Here is a 25,184-nt window from a genome sequence, read left to right as displayed (position 1 = left end):
TTCTATTAAACACATTATACGCACAAAAATTAAGGGCTATCTTCCTAGATGGCCCTTAATTTTTGTGCTTTAACTTACCTACAGTTAACGAATGCGAAAGGATATAATGTTTAATGGTTTAGACCAGATACTGGCCATAGTACTAGTGAATCCGGTCTTTTAGGCTCTTTGTTTCGCCGTTGTACGCCTGCATTTAAGGTGTGCCATTAACTTTCTTTTTCGCCCATCCATCCTTATTTAAGCAGGCTATTTCAAAGCTCTAAAATGGACTGCTCTTGAATTAATAATAAAAGGCTCTAATTTTTAAAGCATTCTATTGTAGATATTCTTTTTGTTTACCGGACCTGGTATAAGAGCATCCTAAACCTTAAAACTTAAACCTTACACCGTAATCCTAAGGCCTCTGTACCTAAAAAAGCCGCCTCATTTCTCAATGAGGCGGCTTTCCTAGTAAGGGAATATTCTACTAGTATAAAGTAAATTCTACACGACGGTTTTCTTGACGACCAGCCGCAGTAGCATTTGAAGCGATTGGTTGGTTTGGACCGTAACCTGTAGCTTCGATGCGAGATGCATTAGCACCTTTGCTCACTAAGAAAGCTTTTACTGCTTCAGCACGTTCTTTTGATAAACGTAAGTTTGTTTGCATAGAACCAGTATTATCGGTGTGACCCGCTAATTTTAAGCTGAAGTTTTTCTCGATTAATAATGCTGCTACGCGATCTAAAGAAGCGTGAGATCTTGCACGGATGGTAGATTTTCCTAAGTCGAATTCTAAGTTTTTGATGGCTTCATCAACCACTTTTTTATCTTCTTCCGTTACAACGATTTTCTCGATAACTTTCGTTTCGTTTTTCATTTCTGGCAGTGGACAACCAGCACCGTCAACTTTTGTTCCTGATGGTGTGTTCGGACATTTATCGAATTTGTTCGCTACACCGTCGCCATCATCATCCGCAAGCTCGTTAGATAAAGTTTGCATTTGATTTTGTAAGGCTTTGTTTGATGCAATTAACGCATCACGCTCAGCTTTGATTTGATCGTATTTTGCATTTACATCGTTAACTAAAGTAGCCACTGGGTTGCTGTTTCCTAAGTAAGGTTTTTGTCTGGATCCGATTGCAAACTCTAAACCTGCGTGTGCATAGGAGAACAAGTCATTTTTATATTGGCCACCTGTAACACCGTCGAAACGTTGATTAGCCCAGTTTAACTGGTAACCTAAATCAATATTTACACCTTTCGCGATGGCAAATTTGAAACCTGCATCTACTGGAACGTATAATTTTGATTTAGAATCTGCCGTTGTTTTATTGCCTGCTACTGTCGTAGTCGTCTCGAAGTTTAAAACTCCCAAACCAATAGCAACATACGGCTTAATAATGCTGTTTGCTAAACGCCAGTTGGTGTTTGCCATGGTCCACTCACCCGATAAGGCTGCCGACCAAGGAGTTTTGGTTTCAAATTCTGAAACTGCAGTTGCTGCTGCGTTTTCATTTTTACCACCAATTTTACCACCTAGGTACTGTGCTTTCAAACCGAAAGAAGGTGACAATTGCTTCTTAATGTAGGCACTGTAACCAACGTTGTGCTCTAATTTATCGAATCCACCTCTATTAAATCCGAAGATGTTGGATTGGTTTAAAACACCAGCGTTAACACCAAAAGACCAAGTACGGTATTCTAATGTCGGACCCAATGGTGTAGTGCCTTCGATTGTTGATTCGCGGTTTACTTGTGCAAATGCAGTAGTAGAAATTAATCCTGCAACAAGTGCCATTGAAATTTTAGGTAAATTTTTAACGTTCATAGAATTTTAGTTTATTGTAATTTATTAATTTTTCAAATCTTTCAATCCTTCATGCTAATAATACACAATAGACAATTCCTTTGCCAAAAAGTTTTCGTGCGGCCTTAAAAACTTAAAAAAAGTTAAAATTTTATTGAAAAAGGGCTAATTTGTAGGTGTTTTCCTACAGTTTAGCCCCTTTTAAGGTTGGTGAATATCGGTGTTTATTGTGGCGAGCGGCCGAAAAATTTAGGAATCTGCACTTGGTAAGCCATCTTTTTCACAATATTTTCTTCCATTATTTTTCGTAGGAATCCTTTTTTGCTTTTGGTGACTAAGATAACATCAAGCAGTTCATCTGCAATAACGGTGTTTATGGCCGACGATATATCCGATTTATAGTGTGCCAGGAAATTTTGTGCTTTAATAATATAGGATATATTTTCAAGACCCGTTTCAACAATTATTCTTTCAATAAAACTCTTAAAACGCGCATCCAATGTTTTTATGGTTTGGTCTTGTGTATTGATATGGATAAGAAACAGTTCAAAATTTTTGCCGAAAACCTTAATGGCTTGTTTAAGAACGTCTAGCTCGCCGTCTTTGAAATTGCATAAAAGACCAATTTTTTCGGTTTTCAGGCGTGCTGTGGTAAAGGGCACTGCGAGAACTGGGATCTTTGTGTTTTGGAATACATCAAACATATTCGACCCTATAAGTAAAGCATCCAATCCCGACGAGCCTTTTGTACCCATAACAATGGCATCGTATTGCTCGGTAGAAACAAGTTTACGTATTTCATCGTATAGGTTGCCATCCTTGAATATAGAGTTTATATTTACCTCCGGCAGCTTATCAATAATATTGGATATTAATTTTTCCATATCGCGCTTTGCAGTACCAACACGAGGGTCTATCAGTTCCACATTATCCATCGCGTTTCGGTATATATTGGTGTGGTCGGTAAAGATGTGCACCAGGTCTATATCGTGATGAGTTAACTTGCTGAGTTGGCAAGCGTATTCAATAGCCTTATTCGAGTAATCCGAAAAATCTACTGGTATTAATATTTTATTTGCCATAATAAAAGACGTTTTAATTGTTGTCAAAAAATGTAGGACGCTCCAGGTTTAAAGTCAATTGTTTAGAAACCGAACTGTTGAACAATCGATTAAAAAATGACCTCCTGGATTTGGTAACGATAATTACATGGTAGTTGTTTTCGTTAATGGTATAGTTTAATACTTCCGCTACCGAGTCCAAGGCTTCATTTTCTGGTTGTAAACGTTTTGCTATGGTCCCTACCGATTCAATATCAGCCAGCTGTTGTACGGTATGTGCCCAGGATTCTAGTTCTTGCTGATCAATTTTATCTTTAAAGACATGGATGATATCTAATTCGGGTATGGGCCCCACCAGGCTTACATACGCCTTTAAGGTATCAAGCTCCTCGGCTTTGAAGTTGGTTAATATGGCAACCTTGGTCAAGGCAAATTCCTTCTCGTTTTCGGGTACGGCAATAACAGGTATTTTTGCTTTTGAACTTATAAAACTCGCATTGCTGCCCCAGAGTACAGATTTTCCTGTGCCGGTGCCCGTCGTTCCCATTACGATTAAGGAATGCTGTGGCTCCACAGCAATAGCAAGGATTTTTTCCGTCAGCAACCCCCGTGTACAGGTTGTTTCTATCGTTAAGCCTTGGTATTTTTTTTCTATGCTTTCTTTAAGGTCTAACATCAAAACATCGGCCTTTAGCAGGGGGATATTTGTATTTTCATTGTTGCGCTCTACTTCAAATAGTGCTGTTTGTGAGGTGTAGCAGTGGTACAGATGTAAGGCGTAACCATTCTTTTGTGCTAATTTACACGCATAAAGAAGGGCACGATAGGCATTTTCGGAGAAATCTGTTGGAACTAAAATTTTCTTCATCATAAAAAAATAAACTGTTAGTGCTGGATTTATAAATATAGTGATAATTGTTAATCATATTCCTCCGTTGTGGCTATATTTTATGCTTTATGACGATATTATTGTTTTTAGATTCGTGCGGTTTAACAACTTATCTTTTTGATTGTTTTGGACCTCAAATTTAAGTAAATTTGCATCTTTATAACATATAATTTCATGACCAGTAGAGAAATACGCGCTGCATTTTTGGAGTTTTTCAAAAGTAAATCACATCATATCGTTCCTTCGGCACCTGTTGTAGTAAAAAATGACCCTACCTTAATGTTTACTAATGCTGGTATGAACCAGTTTAAAGACTTGTTTTTGGGTGAGGCTGCGGTTAAGTACCCTAGAGTTGTAGATACACAACGCTGTTTACGGGTGTCGGGAAAACACAATGACTTGGAAGAGGTTGGAATTGATACCTACCACCATACCTTATTTGAAATGCTAGGTAACTGGTCTTTTGGAGATTATTTTAAGAAAGATGCCATAACATGGGCTTGGGAATTGTTGACAGAGGTACTTAAATTGGATAAGGATCGCCTGTATATCACCATATTTGAAGGCGACTCCTCTGAAGGCCTTGCTAAGGATACGGAGGCATTTGATTTTTGGAAAACCCATATCGCTGAAGATCGTATCTTGTTGGGTAATAAGAAGGATAATTTCTGGGAAATGGGGGATACAGGTCCTTGTGGTCCTTGCTCGGAAATACATTATGATATGCGGTCGGATGAAGAGCGTAAAGCGGTACCTGGCGACAGTTTGGTCAATGCAGACCATGAACAGGTAATCGAAATCTGGAACTTGGTATTTATGCAGTTCAACCGTTTAAAGAATGGTTCTTTAGTACAGCTGCCGGCGAAGCATGTGGATACAGGTATGGGCTTTGAGCGTTTGGTACGTGCTATACAAGGTAAAACCTCAAACTACGATACGGATATTTTCCAACCTTTGATTGGTTATATTGCCGATAAAGCGGGGGTGAAGTATGGCGATAATCTGCAAAATGATATTGCTATGCGTGTCTTATCGGATCATATACGTGCGGTAAGCTTTGCCATTGCTGATGGGCAGTTGCCATCTAATAATAAGGCTGGTTATGTAATCCGCCGTATTTTGCGTCGTGCAGTTCGTTATGCATATACCTTCTTAAACTTTAAGACTCCGTTTTTCCACGAGTTGGTGCCGATATTGGCCGATCAGTTTAAAGGGGTTTTTGATGAGTTGTATCAGCAAAAGGATTTTGTAGAAAAGGTAATTCTGGAAGAAGAGGTTTCCTTCTTACGTACCTTGACTACCGGAATTCAGCGTTTTGAGAATTACGCTGCTGCCAATACCATTATTGATGGAGAGTTTGCTTTTGAATTGTTTGATACCTATGGTTTTCCTATCGATTTAACCGAATTATTGGCGCGTGAGAAAGGCCTTCAAGTGGATATGGTGGCTTTTGATAAGGCCTTGCAGGCACAGAAGGAACGTTCACGTGCGGCAACAAGCATTGATACGGGAGACTGGGTGCTGGTTTCGGAGGATGATGAGGTTGCTTTTGTGGGCTATGATACTTTAACTGCAAACACAAATATTGTAAAATACCGTAAGGTTAGCGCTAAAGGAAAAGATCAGTTCCAAGTGGTATTGACGGTAACACCTTTCTATCCGGAGGGCGGTGGCCAGGTTGGCGACACCGGTTTTTTAATCGCTGAGGATGGCGAAAAGGTTCGTGTATTGGATACGAAAAAGGAAAATGGTCTTATCGTTCATTTTGTGGAGCACTTACCGCATACAATAACGGCGGGTTTTCAGGCTGTGGTTGATGCGGAGAAACGTAAAGATACCGAGGCAAATCACTCGGCGACGCATTTATTGCATGCTGCATTAAAGCAGGTTTTAGGCGAACATGTAAATCAGAAAGGATCTTTAGTGTCGGCGGATATCTTACGTTTTGATATTTCACATTTTGCTAAACTTACTTACGACGAGATTAAAGCCGTTGAAGATATTGTAAATGCTAAAATCCGCGAAAATATAGCGCTACAGGAAGGACGTATGGTGCCCTATCAAGAGGCTATAGATTCGGGTGTAACGGCATTGTTTGGAGAGAAATATGGCGATTATGTTCGGGTTATCTCTTTCGGTGAGAAGTTTTCTAAAGAGTTATGTGGGGGTACACATGTTTCGGCAACGGGGCAGATTGGCTTCTTTAAGATTATTGGTGAATCAGCCGTTGCCGCTGGAGTACGTCGTATTGAAGCTATTACAGGGACTCATGCTGCTGCCGTTATTCGCGAACATTTTGAACTTTTCCAAAACTTGAAGGAGATGTTGAACAATCCGAAGGATTTCGTATCAGCTATGTCGAAAGTATTGGACGAGAATAATGCATTGAAAAAAGAGGTCGAAAATTTTGTGCGCGAGAAGTCGTTATCCTTAAAGAAAGACCTTGAAGATAAATTGGAGGTTATTGATGGCGTAAACTTCTTGGCAACGACCGTAAATTTACCGAGTGCCGAGGCCGTTAAAACGTTGGCTTATGCTATAAAAGGTGCTGTAGCGAATTTGTTCTTGGTTTTGGGCGCTACTATTGATGGAAAACCTAGCCTTACGGTTGTGGTTTCTGAAGATTTAGTCGCCGCTAAAGGCTTAAATGCTGGTGCAATAATACGAGATTTAGCCAAGGATATTCAAGGTGGCGGCGGTGGACAACCGTTTTTTGCTACTGCAGGAGGTAAGGATGCTAGCGGTTTGGAAAAGGCTGTTGCTAGAGCAAAAGATTTTTTAATTAAATAAATAAGATTTACCATGATGAAGCTACAACATATAGCTGCGCTGTTTTTATTGGCTTTAACGTTTAGTTGTTCGAATAAGAGTGTTATCTCGATTTTGGGTGAAATTGATAATCCAGGAAACATAAAGGTTGTAGCTTTCTATGAGGGCGACCGTAAGTTAGATTCTGTATTTTTGAGTGATCAAAATAAATTTAAGTTTGAGCGAGAGGCGACGCAACCGCGCTTGCTCACCTTAGTTGTAGGCAAAAATAAGTATCCGGTTATAGTATCACCAGGGGAGAAGTTATCTTTTAAAACGGATCTGCAGGATAAACCGGAGGAGTATAAAGTGGAGGGCTCTGAGCTGTCAAAATCTTTACAGGATTTTGCTCCTATACAACGGCGTAAGGAGTTTTTGGAGGATTCCTTGCAGTCTTCTTTCGTGAAAAAAATTGCGGATCTTTCGGAGAATGATGTGGAGAGTATGCGTGCCGATTATCTATTGCAGTATAAAAATTCATTGAATTTTTATACGGTAGCAGCGGAAGACTTTGCTAAGAAGCACCCGGATCTGGCGGGTTTTTATGCCATGAGTACGCTAGATCCTGAGCTTGCGGAGGAGGCACTGATTCAATATGCCGATCGTATTAAAGATCAGTTTGCCGACAATAGAACTGTAGAACAGTTTAAAGAGGAGGTGCAGAAGTTACGTAGACTTGCCGTAGGGCAGCCTGCACCAGACTTTGAAGCCTATACTCCAGCGAACAAAACGGTCAAACTTTCTGATTTTAGAGGTACCTATACTTTGGTTGATTTTTGGGCTTCTTGGTGTATCCCTTGTCGTAAGGAAAACCCAAATATTGTACGCTTGTACAACCAATATAAAGATAAAAACTTTACCGTGTTGGGGGTTTCTTTGGACAATAACCCGGGCTCGTGGATGCGTGCTATTGAGGATGATAAGTTGCAGTGGATGCAGGTGTCGGATTTAAAGGCCTGGAGTTCTGACTTAGTCATCGACTACCGTATTAAGGCTATACCGGCATCCGTAGTGGTTGACCCTAATGGCAATATAATGGCTAAAAACCTTCGTGGAGCCGAGTTAGAGCAGTTTTTGAAAGACCATCTGAAATAAGTTATGTTTATTAATTTATTAAGCTAATTTTAATAGTTAACAATTTAATAACATAGGGTTAACTTTATCTTACCATAAAGTACATACTTTAGTAAAAAAACTACTATGACTGCCAAGCAAAAAATACTTGTGGTAGATGACGAACAGGATATCTTAGATTTGATTTCCTATAACCTTACAAAAGAAGGTTATCAAGTCTTTACTGCATCTAACGGAAAGTTAGCGATTGAAAAAGCTAAAGGTGAGAATCCTGACCTTATTATTTTAGACGTTATGATGCCTGTAATGGATGGAATTGAGGCTTGCCGTATTATGCGTGCCATGCCGGAGTTTAAACATACGTTTATGGTTTTCCTAACAGCGCGCAGTGAGGAGTATTCAGAAATAGCTGGTTTTCATGTGGGTGCCGATGATTATATTGCGAAGCCTATTAAACCTAGGGCTTTAATGTCTAGGATTAATGCGATTCTTCGTCGTAATAGCCAAGAGGTTGCGGAAGAGGTGTCGGATAAGTTAGAGATTGCTGATCTTGTTATAGATCGGGATTCTTTCCTTGTTTACCGTGCTGAAGAGAAAATTGTTTTGGCGAAGAAGGAGTTTGAGTTGTTGTATCTTTTGGCCTCCAAACCAAATAAGGTTTATACCCGTGAACAAATTTTAAAAGCAATATGGGAAGATTCTGTCGTGGTAACTAACCGTACCATTGATGTGCATATCCGTAAACTGCGTGAAAAAATTGGAGATAATTATGTGTCTACAGTTAAAGGTGTAGGGTATAAGTTTGATTTAAGTTAACCTAACAAGCAAAAGCAGTTTTTGCTATCCTTACTGTCCTTGACATGGGCGGGATAAAATATTCAAACATACATACTACCGTGGGCTATGGGTTAAATTATTCTATTTTATCCTTAGCCTACGGTTTTTTTATAACGTTTTGTTAAAGTCTGCCAACTCCTTCAACATACAATTGAAGTCGGTATGTACACGTTGAAATTTATCGCGAATAATAGTCATTTCGGCGCCAGATTTCCCAAGGTCTTCCAACTCCTGAAAATTATTTTGCAGTGTTTTTGCTCCGATGTATGCCATAGTAGGTTTTATATGGTGGGCATGGTCTGCAATACTTTGTTTATTCTCATTTTTAATGCTCTGTTGTAATGCTTGAAAGTCTATAGGGCTTTGAAACAAATACATTTCGACAAATTGTTTTATTAGTGTATTGTTATCCATCATGGCTGCAGTAATTTCCTGCGGGTTTATTAGTTTAAATTCCATTAGCTATTTACTTTTTTTACTTTTAAGGTGTCAGTACTCTGTTTTAGTAAGGTATAATTGGAGAGATGAAATTTAGGATGAATGTATTCCGCTGCAATTTCTGTTAATGGAACGAGGGTAAAGTTTCGTTGGTGTAGGTAGGGGTGCGGTACCTGTAGGTCTTCGGTATGTATGCATTCGTTGTTATAATACAATATATCAATATCAATTAAACGTGCGCCCCATTTTACGGTTCGTATTCGTCCCAATTGATTTTCAATTTCTTGACATATACTTAAACATTCTGAGGCCTTAAAGGCTGTTTCCAGTAGGATAACCTGGTTGTAAAATATCGGTTGATCCGTAACACCCCATGCTTCAGATTCATAGATACTTGAGCATTGTAGTGGTAAACCGAGTCTTGCAGTCAGCAATTCAATTGATTTTTGGAGTTGAGAAATCGGATTCCCTAAATTAGAACCCAGCAAAATATAAATATGATTCATAGTGCAACTATGCAATTTCCTGTTTTATTTCTTTAAAATCAAATATAATACAGTATTTTTAGTTTCAAAATATTCTACAATGAGTTTTATAAAACAAGTTCTGGCAACGATAACCGGTATACTGATTTCAAGTTTGCTTATTTTCTTTGCATTTTTAGTCATTATTGCTGTGTTGATACAACAATCTACAAGCGCTACGATGGAGGCGGCGCCCACAAATTCGGTGTTATACATCTCTTTAGACTATGGCATTGTTGAAAAGGGGGAGTCTAACCCGCTGGGAGATATCGACCTTCCCTTAGTTTCGGTGGATAAGTCTGTAGGCTTAAATGAAATTTTATCGCGTATTAAGGCGGCAAAAACGGATGATAATATTAAGGGTATTTATTTGAATCCATCCGCTGCAGGTATGGGGTTTGCGTCATTAAAAGCAATACGTGATGCGCTGATAGATTTTAAGACGTCTAAAAAGTTTATCGTAGCCTATAGTGAGGTATATGCGCAGAAAGCCTATTACATTGCTTCTGTAGCCGATAAGGTCTATATCAACCCGCAGGGAAGCCTGGATTTTAAAGGGTTGAGTTCTTCTGTTTTTTTTATGAAGGAGGCCCTGGATAAACTGGGTGTCGATATGCAGGTAATTAAGGTCGGGACGTATAAATCTGCTGTTGAACCGTTTATTTTAAACGAGATGAGCCCTGCAAATCGCGAGCAGGTGACGTCTTATGTAAACAGTATTTACGATACCTTTTTACAGGATATCAGTGTGTCACGGAAAATAAATGTAGATACCTTACGCGCCGTGGCGGATAACTATTTGATACGCTCGGGCGAGGATGCCTTGCAGCGGCAGTTTGTGGATGGTTTATGTTATAAGGATGAATTGTTAACCGACCTGAAAAAGAGATTGGGGATATCCGAAGATAAGGATATCGCTGCGGTCTCTATTGTTAGTTATTCAGGAGCACCAAAAACTAGTGCATCGAAAAATGAAGTTGCGGTATTATATGCTTATGGTGATATTGTGGATGGCGAGGGTACCATAGGTCAGATTGGCGGAGATAAGATCTCCAGGGAGCTACGTTTGTTGCGTAAAAATGATAACGTGAAGGCTATTGTGTTGCGTATTAATTCGGGTGGAGGGTCGGCTTTAGCCTCTGATGTTATTTGGAGAGAAGTCGAGCTTACCAAAAAGGTGAAACCTGTAACGGTTTCTATGGGCGATTATGCTGCTTCCGGTGGGTACTATATTGCGGCAGCTGCCGACTCTATTTTTGCGGAGCCTACAACGTTAACGGGCTCTATAGGTGTTTTTGGCCTTATACCTAATTTTAAAAATTTGCTGAATACAAAAATTGGGGTGCATTTTGATGAGGTGAATACAGGGAAATTCTCGGGGATGTTTAACCGGCCTGATAAACCGCTTACAGCCGAGGAACGCGCTATTATTCAGCAGGATGTTAATAAAACATACGCTACCTTTATGGATAGGGTCGCCACAGGGCGGAAGGTTAGTACTGCCCATGTAGATAGTATAGGTCAGGGCCGTGTGTGGACGGGTACACAGGCTGTAGGTATAGGTTTGGTAGATCGTATTGGTAACCTACAAACAGCAATTGATGCGGCCGCAGCGAAGGCCAGTATAAAGGATTATACGGTGGTGGAGTATCCAGAAAAACAGGATCGCTTAACCAGTATACTATCCTCTTCTAAAGATAGAATTAAAGCTTGGTTTTTAGCCGATGAGCTTGGGGAATATCAACGTTACTTTAGCGAGGTGAAAAAAGCATTGACACATACCGGTATTCAGGTAAGGATTCCTTATTCTATCGAAATTTATTAATTAATTCAAGGCATATTAATATCATTATTGTATGCCTTTTTTTATATTTACAGACGTAAAAAACGCAAGAGAGAACTTTATGCCAGATCAACCTATTTAAACCTGGCTCTTAATAATAAAATAATATGAAAACTATCGACGATTTAAATTTTTCCGGAAAGAAAGCATTAATCCGTGTGGACTTTAATGTTCCTTTGGACGAGCACTTCAACATTACTGATGATAATAGAATTCAAGGTGCTGCACCTACTATTAAAAAGATTTTAAACGATGGTGGTGCCGTAATTTTAATGTCGCACTTGGGTAGACCAAAAGAAGGACCTACAGAAAAGTATTCCTTGAAACATATTGTAAAACATTTATCTACTGTTTTAGGTGTAGAAGTACAATTTGCTAACGACTGTATCGGTGCTGAAGCTGCTGAAAAAGCTGCCGCTTTACAGGCTGGTGAGGTGTTGTTATTGGAAAACCTTCGTTTCTATAAAGAGGAAGAAAAAGGCGATAAAGATTTTGCAGAAAAGCTTTCCAAATTGGGCGATGTATATGTTAATGATGCTTTCGGTACAGCACACCGTGCGCATGCTTCTACAGCAGTTATAGCACAGTTTTTTCCTACGGCTAAATACTTTGGTTATTTAATGGGCGCCGAGCTTAACAATGCTGAGAAAGTACTTAATAACCCGGAAAGACCGTTTACCGCGATAATGGGAGGAGCTAAAGTTTCCGATAAGATTGATCTTATTGACGCGTTATTGGATAAGGTAGATAACCTGATAATTGGTGGTGGTATGGCATACACTTTTGTTAAGGCCCGTGGTGGTGAAATTGGTAAGTCTTTGGTGGAATTGGATAAATTAGACTTAGCAAATGAACTGGTAAAAAAAGCCGAAGAGAAAGGTGTTAATTTAATTTTACCTACTGACGCACAAATTGCAGATAAATTTTCTAATGATGCCACCGTGTATAATGGTGCCAATGACCAGATTCCTGCCGATCTTGAAGGTTTGGATATCGGTTCGGAATCGGCAGAACATTTTGCTGCGGTAATATCGGCATCTAAAACGTTATTATGGAATGGCCCTATGGGTGTATTTGAGTTCGATACCTTTGCTAAGGGCACGAAAGCTGTTGCTGATGCTGTTGTTGTTGCAACTGAGGGAGGTGCATTCTCTCTTATCGGTGGAGGCGATTCTGCAGCGGCTGTTTCTAAATTTGGTATGACGGAACATGTATCTTATGTAAGTACAGGTGGAGGTGCATTATTGGAATATATGGAAGGTAAAGTATTGCCTGGTGTTGCTGCTATTAACGACTAATTTTTGGTCTATAGTATAAAAAAAGGGTTACTTCTTAAAAAGTGACCCTTTTTTTATGCCATTAGCCGATGTAAGTCCATAAAAAAAAGCTATCCATTTGGATAGCTTTTTATATATCATTTCGAAACGAAAACTTATTTAGCTTCTGCCGCTAATTGGTTTAAGATTTCGTCGTTTTTAACGATTTGACTGTGTTTAGGCATTTTAGAACGTGAACCTAGTTCAATGTTACGACCTAATTTCAAAAACTGTACCTCCACACGTGAAACAGTTTTATTTCTTCTATCTTTTCTTTTTAAACGTGTAACTCCCATTGTTTAATTTTTTTATTGTCAATAAAACGAGGTCGGAAGCGGATTCGAACCGCTGTAGGAGGTTTTGCAGACCTCAGCCTAGCCACTCGGCCATCCGACCCTTTATCCCTACCGGGCATGCAAAAGTAATGCTTAATTTTTAAAATGCAAAATATAAATTCAATTTGTAAGGCTGTAAAAGCAACGAATATTTTAACCATAGAGGTACTGTGTTCTATTTCAGGTATATAATTGTCAGAATTGTGTATATATTAGGGCTAATTGGAGGATATATTTTTTTTGGTATTAAATTTGACTAGTCTTTAGTCTAGGGTTGACAAACAACTTTAGGTTTAATCTTATAAAACATTCGTTATGAAAAAAATTTTACTTTCTTTAGGCGCAGCCTTATTATTAGCTGCAGGTGCACAAGCACAAACAGGGTATGGTTTGAAAGCAGGTGTGAACATAGGTAAGTACTCTAATGATGGGGGTTCAAAGAATAACACCTCCTTTCATGTAACAGGTTTTGCGGACTTACCCGTAGCATCGAATTTCTCTATCCAACCGGGCGTATCCTTACAAGGAAAAGGAGATAAGGGAACCTACACTACAGGTAATTTGAATGGAATAGAATCCACACGTAATACGATGTCAATCGAAATTCCGGTAAACGCTGTTTACTATATTCCTACGGGTACAGCAGGATCCGTATTTTTAGGTGCCGGTCCGTATATTGGTTTTAATGTATCAGGAAAAGAAAAGCTAAAAGGGAACTTAGGAAATTATACCGGAGAAAAAGATTGGAGCTTAAAAATTGGTAACGATAAAGATCTTAAAGCCATTGATGCCGGCGCTAACTTTATGCTAGGCTACAAACTTAACAATGGTTTTATTATTAACGCAGGGTACAACCTAGGTTTAACCGATGTTTTACCAAGGCTAAATGGCACCCAAGCAAACCGTGTTTGGTCTTTCGGTATCGGTTTCCAGATCTAAGCCTGTTAACAGTTAACATGTAGCATTTAACAGTTAATAAAACCCCTCAAGGATTAGGGAGATGTTATATACTGTTATAACAAATACAAAGTGCCGTCATTTTTTGTGACGGCATTTTTTTATGATATTAGGCAAACAAATTATATCGTTTTTATTCATCGAATAATGATTACATTTGTGCTATGATAGAACTACCTGTTATTCCTGTCAATCAGACACAGCGCAAACCCGATTGGTTGCGCGTGAAACTTCCTGTTGGAAAAGAATATCGTCATGTTCGTAGTTTAGTAGACGAACATAAACTTCATACAATTTGTGAAAGCGGAAATTGCCCGAATATGGGTGAATGTTGGGGTGCCGGTACAGCTACGTTTATGATATTAGGAAATATCTGTACACGTTCCTGTTCATTTTGTGCCGTGGCAACAGGGCGTCCGTTAGCAGTGGATTTAGATGAACCCTCGCGTGTTGCGGAGTCGGTAAAACTAATGCAAGTAAAACACTGTGTTATCACTTCGGTAGATCGTGATGACTTAAAAGATGGTGGTTCTACCATCTGGGCTGAGACCATAAATGCAATACGTAGAGAAAGTCCGGAGACAACGTTAGAAACGTTGATTCCTGATTTTAAAGGGCAGTGGGATAATTTGGATCGTGTTATCGCGGTACGTCCAGAAGTAGTTTCCCATAACCTCGAAACCGTACGTCGATTAACGCGGGAGGTACGTATACAAGCCAAGTACGATCGTTCGTTAGAATGTCTTCGTCGTATTTCTGAAGCAGGCCTACGAACTAAATCAGGTATTATGTTAGGTTTTGGCGAAACAGAGGAAGATGTTATAGAAGCGATGCAGGATTTATACAATGTCGGCGTTCATATTCTTACCATCGGGCAGTATCTACAGCCTACCAAAGCACACCATCCGGTAGTGGAATGGATTACACCAGCACAATTTGATAAATATAAAGAGATTGGCCTTAAAATGGGCTTTAAGTATGTAGAATCTGGTCCATTGGTACGTTCATCGTACCATGCCGAGAAGCATTTGTTTGATATGCAGTAAGGAGCTGCGTATCAAAATTACATTATACAAAAAAGCCTTCCTGTGTATGACACACAGGAAGGCTTTTTTTTGGTATAGAATTATACAAAGGCGACTGTTTTCATATTATTGCTTAAGGATGAATACCGTCTCGCCGGCAATAACCGTACGTAGTGTTTTAACAGCCTTGATAGCCGTCAAATCCACCTCCATAATATCCTGATCCAACACAACAAAGTCGGCATCTTTCCCTTTTTCAATAGAGCCACGTTTTTTCTCTTGAAAGCAAGAATAAGCAGCCCATATGGTCATACCCCGTAAAGCCTCTTCACGCGAGAGCGCATTTTCCATTTGAAAGCCATCCTTCGGCAAGCCCTTAAAGTCGCGGCGAGCTACAGCAGCGTAAAAGCCATTTAAGGGGTTAAAATGCTCAATAGGGAAATCCGAGCCCAAAGCAATCTTTCCGTATTGTTTCAGAAGCTGCTTATACGCATACGCCCCCTTGGATCGTTCCTGACCGATACGGTCTGTTATCCAGCCCATATCCGAAGTTGCATGTGTCGGTTGTACGGAAGGCATAATATGGAATGCCCTAAATTTAGCAAAATCCTCGGGTGCAATAACCTGAGCATGTTCAATACGCCAGCGTCGTTTTTTGTTGTCTGTTAAATATTTGCCATAAACATCCAAGATAAAACGGTTTGCCGAATCGCCGATAGCATGTGTATTAACCTGAAACTTACTCTTTGCCAGCTTTTTTATTGTTTCATCCAACTCTTCCGGGGAATGTAATAACATACCCTTCGTGTGTGGGTTATCGGAGTATGGCGCCAATAGACAGGCACCATGGGAGCCTAACGCACCATCGGCAAAAAGCTTAATGGATTTTACATTAAATCTATCCGATTCATAGATCCCCTCCTTGATGTAATTATCAATTTGATGAGGGTGCGCATAAATCATAGCATAGTTCCGTATTTTCAAGGAATCCTGGAGGTAGAACTTTTTTAACAGCTCAATCTGCTCCGCTGTAAGTCCGGCATCAACAACGGAGGTAAGACCGACAGAAAATAAGGAATCCTGCATTTGTTTAAGGTCGGCCAAAATATGATGGTCCTCGTTTGTGGTAATAAACTTACGCATCATCTCTGCCGCATTATCGAGCAGATACCCGGTAGGCATACCTACGCTATCCGCTTGAATTAATCCCCCTTCGATGGCATAAGCCGTATCAATACGCGCAATTTTGAGGGCAGCAGAATTTACCAACGCCGCATGATAGTCTACACGAGCAAGGTATACGGGCGTTTCCGGAAAATACTTATCTAAGCTATCTTTTGTAGGTGTGTTTTTATCCTCCCATTTATTTTGATCCCAACCACCGCCGACAATCCATTTCCGGTTAGGATGCTTTTTTTTAAAATCCCTAACTCTGTCAATAACCTCCTTTAGGGAGCGCGCAGTATTGAGGTCCACCTGTTGAAAAAGATCAGCTAAAAGAAAGGTATGTGCATGAGCGTCATAAAAGCCTGGAAATACAGGTTTTTGCTGGGCATCCACGCTTTCTTTAGCCCGGTATCGTTTTAAAATATTTTTAGTCGTTCCGATGTCGATAAAGATGCCATTTTTTACAGCGAAGGCTTCTTTAATGCTAAAGGTAGAGTCTACCGTATAAACCTTGGCATTGTAAACAATGAGATCCACCTCAGTGTTGCTCGTGCAGCGCACAAATAAAAAGCAGAAGAATACTATAATTGCAGTGAATTTCATAATCAGGTTATCCATGTTATAGCCTAAGCATAAGGCCTAGGAGTGGGGTAGTTTTAAGAGGTATTTCGCTATCAGAAAACGTGTTGAAACGATGGTTGCTTTGCCATAAAAAATCCAAAGCCAAAAATTGAATGTTGAAAGCCGTAAGTTATACCAAATCAGATAAAACTTACGGCTTTAAATCAGCATTACATAGCTTCCGCTACCACTTCTTCCACCTCTGGAACCATACGTTTCAAGAGGCCTTCAATACCGGCTTTTAGCGTAATCGTAGACGATGGGCAGCCGGAGCATGAGCCCCTAAGCTCAACCGTTACGGTACCGTTGTCAAAAGATTTATAGGCGATAGCCCCTCCATCTTGTTCAACAGCAGGGCGCACATAATCATGCAATACCTGCTGAATTTTAATTTCTGTTTCGGTACCCTCGAAAGTTACATCCTCATCGGTTACAATCTCTTGTACCTTTAAATCCGATTCTACGGCACCTTTTACGAAGTCTTTTAATAAGGCTTCAATATCATCCCATTCTGCATCGTCGGTTTTAGTAACCGTTACAAAATTGCTTGCAAAGAAGACGCCGTTTACGAAATTGAATTTAAACAATTCTCTTGCAAATGGCGATTCTTCGGCTTTTGTTCTATCCGGATAATCTACACTACCATTAATAAGAAGCTTGTTTACCAAGAACTTCATGGTAGCAGGGTTAGGAGTACTTTCAGTATATACGTTTATAGTTGCCATTATTTCAATTTTTTAACATCCAAAGATAGTGGATAGAATGAGTACACGCGTCATGCTATCGTCAAAGCTTACAAAGCTACGCCCGTATAATTCCAAGGCGTAATATTTTTAATTTCGGTCTTTACATCCTCCGAAATTGCCAAACCGTCTACGAAAGCAGCAATTGTTTCCTGTGTTACATGCGTGTTCGTACGGGTTAAGTCTTTCAGTGCCTCGTAAGGTTTTGGATAGCCCTCGCGGCGAAGTATGGTTTGTATTGCTTCAGCTACTACGGCCCAGTTGTTTTCCAAGTCCTTTTGGAAAGCAGCTTCATTAAGGATTAGTTTACCTAAGCCCCGTAAAGTAGATTTAAAAGCTATTAAAGTATGCGCAAAAGGAACGCCAATATTACGCAAAACGGTAGAATCGGTGAGGTCACGTTGTAACCTGGAGATTGGAAGTTTTGCAGCAAGGTGCTCAAGCAAGGCATTGGCAAGGCCAAGGTTACCCTCAGCATTTTCAAAATCAATAGGGTTTACCTTATGCGGCATCGCCGACGATCCTACCTGTCCGGCAGTAATTTTCTGCTTGAAGTAATCCATAGAAATATACGTCCAGGCATCCCTACATAAATCGATAACAATAGTATTAATGCGTTTTAAAGCATCGCAACTTGCCGCAAAATTATCGTAATGTTCAATTTGTGTCGTTGTCTGCGAACGGTCTAATCCTAACTGCTCGTTAACAAATTTATTACCAAATGCTACCCAGTCCTGTTGAGGGTACGCGACAGCATGTGCATTGAAATTTCCGGTTGCACCACCAAATTTGGCCGAAAATGGAATGGCGTTGAGCAAGGTCAATTGCTTTTCAATACGCTCGATAAACACCTGTATTTCTTTTCCCAAACGTGTAGGCGATGCCGGCTGTCCGTGTGTACGCGCCAACATAGAAACGTCCTTCCATTGGCTGGCCAAATCTTTTAAGGTCTCCAACAGCGCTGTAATTGTTGGAAGATATACCTGTTGCAAAGCCTCTTTCCAGGAGTAAGGAATAGCCGTATTATTAATATCTTGCGATGTTAAGCCAAAGTGAATAAACTCTAAAGAATCATGTAAACCAAGTTTTTCGAATTCATTTTTCAAGAAATACTCCACGGCTTTTACGTCGTGGTTAGTAACTTTTTCGGTATCCTTAACCCATTCCGCATCAGCGATAGAGAAGTTTTGGTAAATACCCCTTAGTTTATCGTTTAAGGAACCATCAAAGTGGGCAAGTTGGGGAATACCAGATTGTGTTAAAGCAATAAAATATTCTACCTCAACCAAAACGCGGTATTTAATAAGCGCAAATTCTGAAAAGTAAACCGATAATTCTTGTGTTGCTTTATGATATCTGCCGTCTACAGGTGATACGGCCGTAAGAGTTGATAATGTCATGAGTCCTTTATGTTTTCACAAAAGTACGAAAACATGCGTCTTTACGCAATTTACATGTACAAAAAAAGCCCATGCTGCTTAGCATAGGCTTTCATTGGAGTATTTTAACTCTTTTTCGAATTACTTAACGTTTTTTACTGAATCAGCGATTGAGTCAATTTTAGAGTTAGCTGAATCAGCTACGTTATTGATTGAATCAGTAAGAGTTTTAGCTGTAGAGTCAACGATTCCTTTTAAAGAATCAGCATTTGCTTCAGTGTTAGAAGTGTTACCACCACAAGAAGCTACAGTTAAAGCTAATGCTAAAAATCCGAATGCGAATAAATTTTTCATCTTTTAATTATCTATTTTTAAATTGAAACAAATTTGTTTTTATATCCTTTAATACCGGTTACTTTAAAAGGTAACCCCAGAAAAATATTTTTTTTTAAAATTTTGATAAATCATTGATTTTCAATTATTAAAAATATAGTTATTTCTGATTTCGGATGCAAATATAGTATCATTTTGTTGAATTGCAACAAGAAAAAACTATTTTACTGAAAAAATGTTAAAAAATATAAAAGGATAATTATGTTAGACAAAGCTAAACATATATGGAAACTATTGAAGGCTGTTGATTTAGAGAAGATTGCGCAGATTTCTAAGAAAGTAGACCTTTCCGAAATTTTAGATACTGTAGCAAAAATGGACGAGCAGCAGCTGAAAATGACCCTGAAAGTATTGAAAGGTCAAGGTAAACGCAAAAAAGATCCACCCCCTATAAACGCTGACTTTTATGCTGTGGAAGAGAAGCTGTCTCCGGCAGATAGGGAGTTACAGTTAAAGGTACGCGCCTTTTTAGAAGCCGAGGTAAAACCTTTGGTTAATAATTACTGGTTACACGATGAATTTCCTTTCGAAATAATTCCCAAACTAGCCGAGTTGAATGTTTGTGGTTATGTATACGAGGGGTATGGCTGTGCTGGTGGAACATCCTTAATGGATGGTATTATTGCCAGCGAGTTTGGGCGCATTGACCCTTCTATTGCTACCTTTTTGGGGGTGCAGTCTGGCCTCGCAATGGGGTCTATTTATTTCTGTGGCTCGGAAGCGCAAAAGCAAGAATGGTTGCCACAGATGCAGCAGCTAAAAAAGATTGGAGCCTTTGGTCTTACCGAGCCTTTGGTAGGCTCGGGTACAGCAGGCGGACTTACAACCACCTGTAGGAAAACAGCCAATGGTTGGGTATTGAACGGACAAAAAAAGTGGATTGGTAACTCCACCTTCTCGGATATTACCATTATTTGGGCTAGAGACCTGGATGATAACCAAGTGAAGGGCTTTATTGTACGCAAGGAGAACCCGGGTTTTGCGGTAGAGAAAATTAAAGGTAAAATGGCGCTTCGTATTGTACAGAATGGCTTAATAACCTTAACCAATTGCTTGGTGCCAGAGTCAGATCGGTTGGCACATGCGAATAGTTTTAAGGACACCGCAAAGGTACTACAGATGACTAGGGCTGGTGTAGCATGGATGGCTGTTGGCTGTGCCCGTGGGGCTTATGAAAATGCCTTGGATTATACCCTACATCGTGAACAATTTGGTAAGCCTATAGCGTCATTTCAGTTAATTCAAAATCATCTCGTAGAGATGTTATCCAATTTAACCGCTATGCAAACCCTGGTTTTCCGTTTATCGGAGATGCAGGATGATGGTTCCTTAAAAGACGAACATGCCTCTTTGGCTAAGGTGTTCTGTACCCTGCGCACGCGTGATATTGTATCACGTGCACGAGAGGTTATGGGGGGGAATGGTATCCTGCTGGAATACAATGTCGCTCGTTTCCTGGCCGATGCCGAAGCTATCTATTCGTATGAAGGTACCAAAGAGATTAATTCATTAATCGTAGGGCGTAGTATTACAGGGTTCAGTGCATTTGTATAAAAAAATTATTTAAAAAAGGTTTTAGCATTCAGAGTCTTATCGCGTGGTTTCATTTTTGTTGGTAAGGAAACTAATTGTTTGGTATATTTCTTGTAAATGGAGGGGTAAAAATGAAATGATTATGAAATTGAAACAAACACTTTTAGCTTTTGCGATTATGGGAGCCTGTACGTTAACGGCACAAGCACAGCTTAAGATCAATACCAAGACTATTGGTTCTGCAGCTAAAGCTGTACAAGCTGCCACCTTGTCTAATGAGGATGTTGTTGCTTATACAAAAGAGTATATTACCTGGATGGACGAAAATAATCCAGTAGCACCCGCAAATGATGAATTGGCAAAACGCTTGGCCAACCTAACGAAAGGGTTATCCAGCTATGATGGTTTGCAATTAAACTTTAAAGTTTATTTAGTACGGGATGTAAATGCCTTTGCCTGTGCCGATGGTAGTGTCCGCGTATGTGCGGGTTTACTGCAAGCCATGTCGGATAATGAGGTGCTAGGGGTAATAGGTCACGAGATTGGCCATGTTAAGAATCAAGATTCAAAAGATGCCTTCCGTACGGCCTTATTAACATCAGCCTTAAAGGAGGGAGTTTCTTCGCAGGGTGGAACGGCAGCAGCATTATCGGATTCACAACTCGGAGAGGTTAGTGAGAAAATTGCTAACATGAGTTTTTCCCGTAAACAAGAGAGCCAGGCGGATGACTATGGTTATAAATTTTTAAAAGACAATAACGTAAACCCATGGTATATGTCTATGGCCTTTGAACGATTGGTCGAACTATCGGGGGGAGGCGCAGAAGCTGGTTTTACGAAGAAGTTGTTTTCATCACATCCCGATACACAAAAAAGGGTTGCTGAGATGGCTAAAAAAGCCGAGAAAGATGGTTTTAAAAAACCTGAGTAACCATAAACCACAAAAAAAGGCTTCCAAAATTTTGGAAGCCTTTTTTTGTGGTTTAATAGTATATTATTACTTCTTATTCTGTTGTTGATTCGCTTGTTGCTGTCTCATCATTTCTTCTAAACGCGATTGGAAAGAAGATTTTTTCTGAACCTTAGGGTTCTTTTTATTGTCTTCAAGTTTCGCTAAGATCTTATTATCGTCGATAGACTGGCGGATAATGACCTGCGTTAAGAAGGTAAATACGGCACCTAAGAAATAGTAGTAGTTAAGACCAGAAGGGAAGCTGTTCAACATGAAGAAGAACAACAATGGCATAATATAACCAATATACTTCATTTGGTTGTTTGCACCAGCACCCGTCGTCGCATTATTGTACCATGTTGTCAATAAAGTTGTTGCAGTCATCAATATACACATCAATGAAATGTGGTTAATACCGAAGATAGGGCTAAACGTAATTGGCGCATCATAGGTCGATAAATCCTTCATCCATAAAAAGCTCTCGCCACGTAACTCGAACAAGTTAGGGAAGAAGAAGAAGAAAGCTAAAGTAAATGGCATCTGTAGCAACATCGGTAAACAACCCCCCAATGGATTTACGCCCGCTTGCTTGTACAGTTTCATTTGTTCTTGTTGCAATAACATAGGGTTGTCGTCGCCAACTTTTTCCTTAATCTCATCCAGCTGCGGTTTTAAAACACGCATTTTAGCCATGGAGATATACGATTTACGCGTTAATGGGAACATCAATCCTTTCAACAATAATGTTAATACCAGAATAACGATACCATAACTTAAGTGAAAGCCATCCAAAAGATCGAATAAAGGAACGGTAAGGAAACGGTTAATCCATCCCATTGGTCCCCATCCCATATTGATAATTTTTTCGTATGATTTTCCTTCAGCTTTTAACGTTTTATATTTGTTAGGGCCGAAGAAAAAGTTGAACTCGTAATGGTTGTTTGATTGCGTATTGAAAGCTAATTCTCCAGTAGCGTTATACAATTTAACTACATTATCGTTTGTAGCATGCTTCGATACCAAGTTGGCATTTTCAAAACCCTGTTTAGACGATAAAATAGAAGAGAAAAAGTGCTGTTTAAAGGCTATCCACTCTACTTTGGATTTATCGATTTTTTCTTCATCGTCACTTGTTTCAGAAAGATGGTCGATACTGTTATCCGCAGTTTTATAGAACATACCCGATTTTTCTCTTTCAGATTTAATGTTCTGCTCCTTCTGTAGTAAGGTTGCGTCCCAGTTTAAAGCAATTGTTTTCTTCTGTTGGTCGATCAAATGCTGTATACCAACAGCATTAACCTGAAGACCCAGGTTATGGCTATTTTCTAAGGTATAGTTGTATTCAATATATTGATCCGCACTATAGTTTAAGCGTAACGTAGCCGCATTTGCTGTATTATTGCTTACAGTAAAGAATAAATCGTTAGTATTGATATGCTGACCCGCAGCATTAAATAAGAAACCAAACTTGTTGTTATCACCTTCTAAAAGATACAACGGAGAACCATCAAAGTTTGTTTCGCCTTTAAGCTGTACAGACTTAACCTTTCCTCCTTTGGTTGAGATTTCAATTTTTAAAACGTCATTTTCTAAAGCTACAGTTTGTTCTTGTCCGACTTTTGTTGCGCCGAAAGGTTTTGCTAAAGCAGCAGAATCCAATACCTCTGCAGGTTTTGCTGCAGCAATGGTGTCTTGAAAAATCCGGCCTTCTTTTACTGCTTTTAAAGAATCTTGCAGACGTTGTTCTTTCTGAACCTCCTGCTCATTCGGTTTGATAAGGTAAAAAGACCCGGCAAAAATTGCAAAAATTAGGACTAAGCCTATAATGTTATTTCTATCCATCTAATGTAATTTATTCCAAATATATTTTTTATTTCGTTGTCGCCTTCTTATTTGCTAAAGAAGCGGCCACAAAGCTAACAAAAAGTGGGTGAGGATTTGCAACAGTTGACTTTAATTCTGGATGAAATTGTCCGGCGACGAAGAAAGGATGGTCTTTTAGCTCTACAATTTCTACCAAACCTGTCATTGGATTTAATCCAGAAGCAACCATTCCTGCTTTTTCATACTGCTCTAGGTAGGCGTTATTAAATTCATAACGGTGACGGTGGCGTTCCGATATTTTCGATTTACCATAAATGCTAAAAGCCTTCGTTCCTTTTTTAATATCACAGTCGTATGCTCCTAAACGCATGGTACCTCCCATATTTTTGATGTTTTTCTGTTCTTCCATCAAATTTATTACAGGGTGCTCTGTATCTCCATCCATTTCAAAACTATTCGCGTCGGTTAAGCCTAAGACGTTACGTCCAAATTCTATCACGGCACATTGCATCCCTAAACATATTCCGAAGAAAGGCACCTTATTTTCGCGGATATATTTAATGGTATCCAGCTTCCCTGACAAGCCACGCTCGCCAAATCCTGGTGCGACCAACACGCCATCCAAACCTTTTAATTTCTCGGCTACATTGGTTGCATTAACGCTTTCTGCAGCGATATACTTCACTTTAACTTTAGTCTCATTTGCCGATCCTGCATGAATAAAAGCTTCAGCAATAGACTTATAAGCATCTGGCAACTCCACATATTTACCCACTAAACCAATATTAACCTCATTGGTAGGGTTTTTTAAGCGACCTAAAAATGTTTTCCAGTTATCTAAATCTGGTTCATTTTTGTTGTTAAGTTTTAATTTTGCCAATACCGTTTTATCCAATTGCTCTTTTAACATCAGCAAAGGTACATCGTATATGGTATCCGCATCTATAGATTCGATCACCGCATTTATATTAACATTACAGAACAACGCTAACTTCTTGCGGATATCTTGGTTTAATTTATGCTCCGTACGGCACACCAAAATGTCGGGTTGCACACCATACTCCAATAAAGTTTTTACGGAATGCTGCGTAGGCTTGGTTTTTAATTCGCCAGCAGCAGCTAAATAAGGCACTAATGTTAAGTGAATAACTAAAGAGTCGTTATTACCCAGTTCCCATCTCAACTGACGTACAGCCTCAATAAACGGGAGAGATTCAATATCGCCTACAGTACCCCCCAACTCGGTGATTACAATATCGTACTCACCCGTTTCACCCAACAGCTGCATACGACGTTTAATCTCGTCTGTAATATGAGGAATTACCTGCACAGTTTTACCTAAATATGCACCTTCACGCTCTTTTTCAATAACATGCTTGTAGATTCTACCCGTCGTAACATTATTAGCCTGAGAAGTAGGCACATTTAAAAAACGTTCGTAGTGCCCCAAGTCTAGATCGGTTTCAGCACCGTCTTCGGTAACATAACATTCACCGTGCTCATAAGGATTTAATGTTCCCGGGTCAATGTTTATGTAAGGGTCAAACTTTTGAATGGTTACTTTAAAGCCACGTGCTTGTAAAAGCTTGGCCAGGGATGCAGCAATAATACCTTTCCCTAACGACGAGGTTACGCCGCCCGTAACGAAGATGTATTTAGTCATAGCAATTAATGGA

At 39.6% G+C, this 25,184-nt stretch carries 21 protein-coding genes and 1 tRNA gene; 9 read left to right on the top strand and 13 right to left on the bottom strand.

The window, feature by feature from the left end; translation table 11 throughout:
- Positions 1–466: 466 nt before the first annotated feature.
- From ACL9RF_RS16325 to ACL9RF_RS16315, 3 genes are all read right to left on the bottom strand, one after another.
- Entirely contained in the window at positions 467–1,810 is a 1,344-nt protein-coding gene (locus ACL9RF_RS16325) for an OmpA family protein (protein WP_422801706.1), read from the bottom strand.
- A gap of 203 nt (positions 1,811–2,013) precedes the next feature.
- Positions 2,014–2,871, bottom strand: a complete 858-nt coding sequence (locus ACL9RF_RS16320) for a universal stress protein (RefSeq protein WP_422801705.1) — start codon at positions 2,869–2,871, stop codon at positions 2,014–2,016.
- Between the two features lie 13 nt (positions 2,872–2,884).
- Positions 2,885–3,721, bottom strand: a complete 837-nt coding sequence (locus tag ACL9RF_RS16315; protein ID WP_422801704.1) for a universal stress protein — start codon at positions 3,719–3,721, stop codon at positions 2,885–2,887.
- Between the two features lie 192 nt (positions 3,722–3,913).
- On the opposite strand from ACL9RF_RS16315, the gene alaS reads away from it, so the two are divergent.
- From alaS to ACL9RF_RS16300, 3 genes are all read left to right on the top strand, one after another.
- A complete protein-coding gene (gene alaS / locus ACL9RF_RS16310) occupies positions 3,914–6,529 on the top strand; it encodes an alanine--tRNA ligase (RefSeq protein WP_422801703.1) in 2,616 nt (871 codons plus the stop codon).
- Between the two features lie 12 nt (positions 6,530–6,541).
- A complete protein-coding gene (locus ACL9RF_RS16305) occupies positions 6,542–7,642 on the top strand; it encodes a redoxin domain-containing protein (RefSeq protein WP_422801702.1) in 1,101 nt (366 codons plus the stop codon).
- A 105-nt stretch (positions 7,643–7,747) separates the two neighbouring features.
- Positions 7,748–8,437 carry a response regulator transcription factor gene (locus ACL9RF_RS16300; protein ID WP_422801701.1) on the top strand — a complete coding sequence of 230 codons (690 nt, stop codon included), beginning with the start codon at positions 7,748–7,750 and terminating at the stop codon, positions 8,435–8,437.
- Positions 8,438–8,566: 129 nt separating this feature from the next.
- Here ACL9RF_RS16300 and ACL9RF_RS16295 read toward each other — a convergent pair whose 3' ends face one another.
- Both ACL9RF_RS16295 and folK read right to left on the bottom strand, forming a co-directional pair.
- A complete protein-coding gene (locus tag ACL9RF_RS16295) occupies positions 8,567–8,917 on the bottom strand; it encodes an Hpt domain-containing protein (RefSeq protein WP_422801700.1) in 351 nt (116 codons plus the stop codon).
- Positions 8,917–9,402 (bottom strand): 2-amino-4-hydroxy-6-hydroxymethyldihydropteridine diphosphokinase, encoded by a 486-nt coding sequence (gene folK, locus ACL9RF_RS16290; protein WP_422801699.1) that lies wholly within the window; start codon positions 9,400–9,402, stop codon positions 8,917–8,919. The genes ACL9RF_RS16295 and folK overlap by 1 nt, the downstream gene beginning before the upstream one ends.
- A 79-nt stretch (positions 9,403–9,481) precedes the next feature.
- Between folK and sppA the strand changes: the two genes are divergently transcribed.
- Both sppA and ACL9RF_RS16280 read left to right on the top strand, forming a co-directional pair.
- Complete coding sequence (gene sppA, locus ACL9RF_RS16285; RefSeq protein ID WP_422801698.1) at positions 9,482–11,245, top strand: signal peptide peptidase SppA; 1,764 nt, start codon at positions 9,482–9,484, stop codon at positions 11,243–11,245.
- Positions 11,246–11,370: 125 nt separating this feature from the next.
- Entirely contained in the window at positions 11,371–12,561 is a 1,191-nt protein-coding gene (locus ACL9RF_RS16280; protein WP_422801697.1) for a phosphoglycerate kinase, read from the top strand.
- A gap of 134 nt (positions 12,562–12,695) precedes the next feature.
- On the opposite strand, the gene ACL9RF_RS16275 is transcribed toward ACL9RF_RS16280, so the two are convergent.
- Both ACL9RF_RS16275 and ACL9RF_RS16270 read right to left on the bottom strand, forming a co-directional pair.
- Positions 12,696–12,875, bottom strand: coding sequence for a spore protein (locus ACL9RF_RS16275; RefSeq protein ID WP_422801696.1), 180 nt, complete (start codon positions 12,873–12,875; stop codon positions 12,696–12,698).
- 29 nt (positions 12,876–12,904) lie between these two features.
- Positions 12,905–12,975: transfer RNA gene (locus ACL9RF_RS16270), tRNA-Cys, on the bottom strand.
- Positions 12,976–13,229: 254 nt separating this feature from the next.
- On the opposite strand from ACL9RF_RS16270, the gene ACL9RF_RS16265 reads away from it, so the two are divergent.
- Positions 13,230–13,853, top strand: coding sequence for a porin family protein (locus ACL9RF_RS16265; protein WP_422801695.1), 624 nt, complete (start codon positions 13,230–13,232; stop codon positions 13,851–13,853).
- Between the two features lie 182 nt (positions 13,854–14,035).
- Positions 14,036–14,917: a lipoyl synthase gene (gene lipA / locus ACL9RF_RS16260; protein WP_422801694.1), complete on the top strand. Its 882-nt coding sequence runs from the start codon at positions 14,036–14,038 to the stop codon at positions 14,915–14,917.
- Between the two features lie 105 nt (positions 14,918–15,022).
- Here lipA and ACL9RF_RS16255 read toward each other — a convergent pair whose 3' ends face one another.
- From ACL9RF_RS16255 to ACL9RF_RS16240, 4 genes are all read right to left on the bottom strand, one after another.
- A complete protein-coding gene (locus ACL9RF_RS16255) occupies positions 15,023–16,681 on the bottom strand; it encodes an amidohydrolase (protein ID WP_422801693.1) in 1,659 nt (552 codons plus the stop codon).
- A 173-nt stretch (positions 16,682–16,854) separates the two neighbouring features.
- A complete protein-coding gene (locus tag ACL9RF_RS16250) occupies positions 16,855–17,409 on the bottom strand; it encodes a NifU family protein (protein WP_422801692.1) in 555 nt (184 codons plus the stop codon).
- Positions 17,410–17,477: 68 nt separating this feature from the next.
- A complete protein-coding gene (gene purB, locus ACL9RF_RS16245; protein WP_422801691.1) occupies positions 17,478–18,827 on the bottom strand; it encodes an adenylosuccinate lyase in 1,350 nt (449 codons plus the stop codon).
- A gap of 120 nt (positions 18,828–18,947) precedes the next feature.
- The gene (locus ACL9RF_RS16240) at positions 18,948–19,160 is read right to left on the bottom strand and encodes a hypothetical protein (protein WP_422801690.1); all 213 of its coding nucleotides are present in this window, start codon (positions 19,158–19,160) and stop codon (positions 18,948–18,950) included.
- Positions 19,161–19,400: 240 nt separating this feature from the next.
- On the opposite strand from ACL9RF_RS16240, the gene ACL9RF_RS16235 reads away from it, so the two are divergent.
- Both ACL9RF_RS16235 and ACL9RF_RS16230 read left to right on the top strand, forming a co-directional pair.
- Positions 19,401–20,753 (top strand): acyl-CoA dehydrogenase family protein, encoded by a 1,353-nt coding sequence (locus tag ACL9RF_RS16235; protein WP_422801689.1) that lies wholly within the window; start codon positions 19,401–19,403, stop codon positions 20,751–20,753.
- A gap of 121 nt (positions 20,754–20,874) precedes the next feature.
- Positions 20,875–21,663 carry a M48 family metallopeptidase gene (locus ACL9RF_RS16230; RefSeq protein ID WP_422801688.1) on the top strand — a complete coding sequence of 263 codons (789 nt, stop codon included), beginning with the start codon at positions 20,875–20,877 and terminating at the stop codon, positions 21,661–21,663.
- A gap of 66 nt (positions 21,664–21,729) precedes the next feature.
- Here ACL9RF_RS16230 and yidC read toward each other — a convergent pair whose 3' ends face one another.
- Positions 21,730–23,526 (bottom strand): membrane protein insertase YidC, encoded by a 1,797-nt coding sequence (gene yidC, locus ACL9RF_RS16225; protein ID WP_422801687.1) that lies wholly within the window; start codon positions 23,524–23,526, stop codon positions 21,730–21,732.
- A gap of 28 nt (positions 23,527–23,554) precedes the next feature.
- Complete coding sequence (locus ACL9RF_RS16220) at positions 23,555–25,171, bottom strand: CTP synthase (protein WP_422801686.1); 1,617 nt, start codon at positions 25,169–25,171, stop codon at positions 23,555–23,557.
- Positions 25,172–25,184 lie beyond the last annotated feature (13 nt).

The sequence above is a fragment of the Sphingobacterium sp. Mn56C genome, assembly GCF_049319645.1.
Classification (GTDB): Bacteria; Bacteroidota; Bacteroidia; order Sphingobacteriales; family Sphingobacteriaceae; genus Sphingobacterium.
Note: the sequence above shows the minus strand (reverse complement) of the source record. Positions and strands in the feature narration are given on the sequence as shown.

What these genes read in the sequence shown, in the direction of transcription:
- ACL9RF_RS16280 (WP_422801697.1), top strand. Translation starts at nt 11,371, where the DNA reads ATGAAAACTATCGACGATTTAAATTTTTCCGGAAAGAAAGCATTAATC.
- ACL9RF_RS16325 (WP_422801706.1), bottom strand. Translation starts at nt 1,810, where the DNA reads ATGAACGTTAAAAATTTACCTAAAATTTCAATGGCACTTGTTGCAGGA.
- yidC (WP_422801687.1), bottom strand. Translation starts at nt 23,526, where the DNA reads ATGGATAGAAATAACATTATAGGCTTAGTCCTAATTTTTGCAATTTTT.
- purB (WP_422801691.1), bottom strand. Translation starts at nt 18,827, where the DNA reads ATGACATTATCAACTCTTACGGCCGTATCACCTGTAGACGGCAGATAT.
- ACL9RF_RS16220 (WP_422801686.1), bottom strand. Translation starts at nt 25,171, where the DNA reads ATGACTAAATACATCTTCGTTACGGGCGGCGTAACCTCGTCGTTAGGG.
- ACL9RF_RS16240 (WP_422801690.1), bottom strand. Translation starts at nt 19,160, where the DNA reads ATGAAAAATTTATTCGCATTCGGATTTTTAGCATTAGCTTTAACTGTA.
- ACL9RF_RS16305 (WP_422801702.1), top strand. Translation starts at nt 6,542, where the DNA reads ATGATGAAGCTACAACATATAGCTGCGCTGTTTTTATTGGCTTTAACG.
- alaS (WP_422801703.1), top strand. Translation starts at nt 3,914, where the DNA reads ATGACCAGTAGAGAAATACGCGCTGCATTTTTGGAGTTTTTCAAAAGT.
- ACL9RF_RS16230 (WP_422801688.1), top strand. Translation starts at nt 20,875, where the DNA reads ATGAAATTGAAACAAACACTTTTAGCTTTTGCGATTATGGGAGCCTGT.
- sppA (WP_422801698.1), top strand. Translation starts at nt 9,482, where the DNA reads ATGAGTTTTATAAAACAAGTTCTGGCAACGATAACCGGTATACTGATT.
- folK (WP_422801699.1), bottom strand. Translation starts at nt 9,402, where the DNA reads ATGAATCATATTTATATTTTGCTGGGTTCTAATTTAGGGAATCCGATT.
- ACL9RF_RS16235 (WP_422801689.1), top strand. Translation starts at nt 19,401, where the DNA reads ATGTTAGACAAAGCTAAACATATATGGAAACTATTGAAGGCTGTTGAT.
- ACL9RF_RS16315 (WP_422801704.1), bottom strand. Translation starts at nt 3,721, where the DNA reads ATGATGAAGAAAATTTTAGTTCCAACAGATTTCTCCGAAAATGCCTAT.
- ACL9RF_RS16295 (WP_422801700.1), bottom strand. Translation starts at nt 8,917, where the DNA reads ATGGAATTTAAACTAATAAACCCGCAGGAAATTACTGCAGCCATGATG.
- ACL9RF_RS16275 (WP_422801696.1), bottom strand. Translation starts at nt 12,875, where the DNA reads ATGGGAGTTACACGTTTAAAAAGAAAAGATAGAAGAAATAAAACTGTT.
- lipA (WP_422801694.1), top strand. Translation starts at nt 14,036, where the DNA reads ATGATAGAACTACCTGTTATTCCTGTCAATCAGACACAGCGCAAACCC.
- ACL9RF_RS16250 (WP_422801692.1), bottom strand. Translation starts at nt 17,409, where the DNA reads ATGGCAACTATAAACGTATATACTGAAAGTACTCCTAACCCTGCTACC.
- ACL9RF_RS16300 (WP_422801701.1), top strand. Translation starts at nt 7,748, where the DNA reads ATGACTGCCAAGCAAAAAATACTTGTGGTAGATGACGAACAGGATATC.
- ACL9RF_RS16320 (WP_422801705.1), bottom strand. Translation starts at nt 2,871, where the DNA reads ATGGCAAATAAAATATTAATACCAGTAGATTTTTCGGATTACTCGAAT.
- ACL9RF_RS16265 (WP_422801695.1), top strand. Translation starts at nt 13,230, where the DNA reads ATGAAAAAAATTTTACTTTCTTTAGGCGCAGCCTTATTATTAGCTGCA.
- ACL9RF_RS16255 (WP_422801693.1), bottom strand. Translation starts at nt 16,681, where the DNA reads ATGGATAACCTGATTATGAAATTCACTGCAATTATAGTATTCTTCTGC.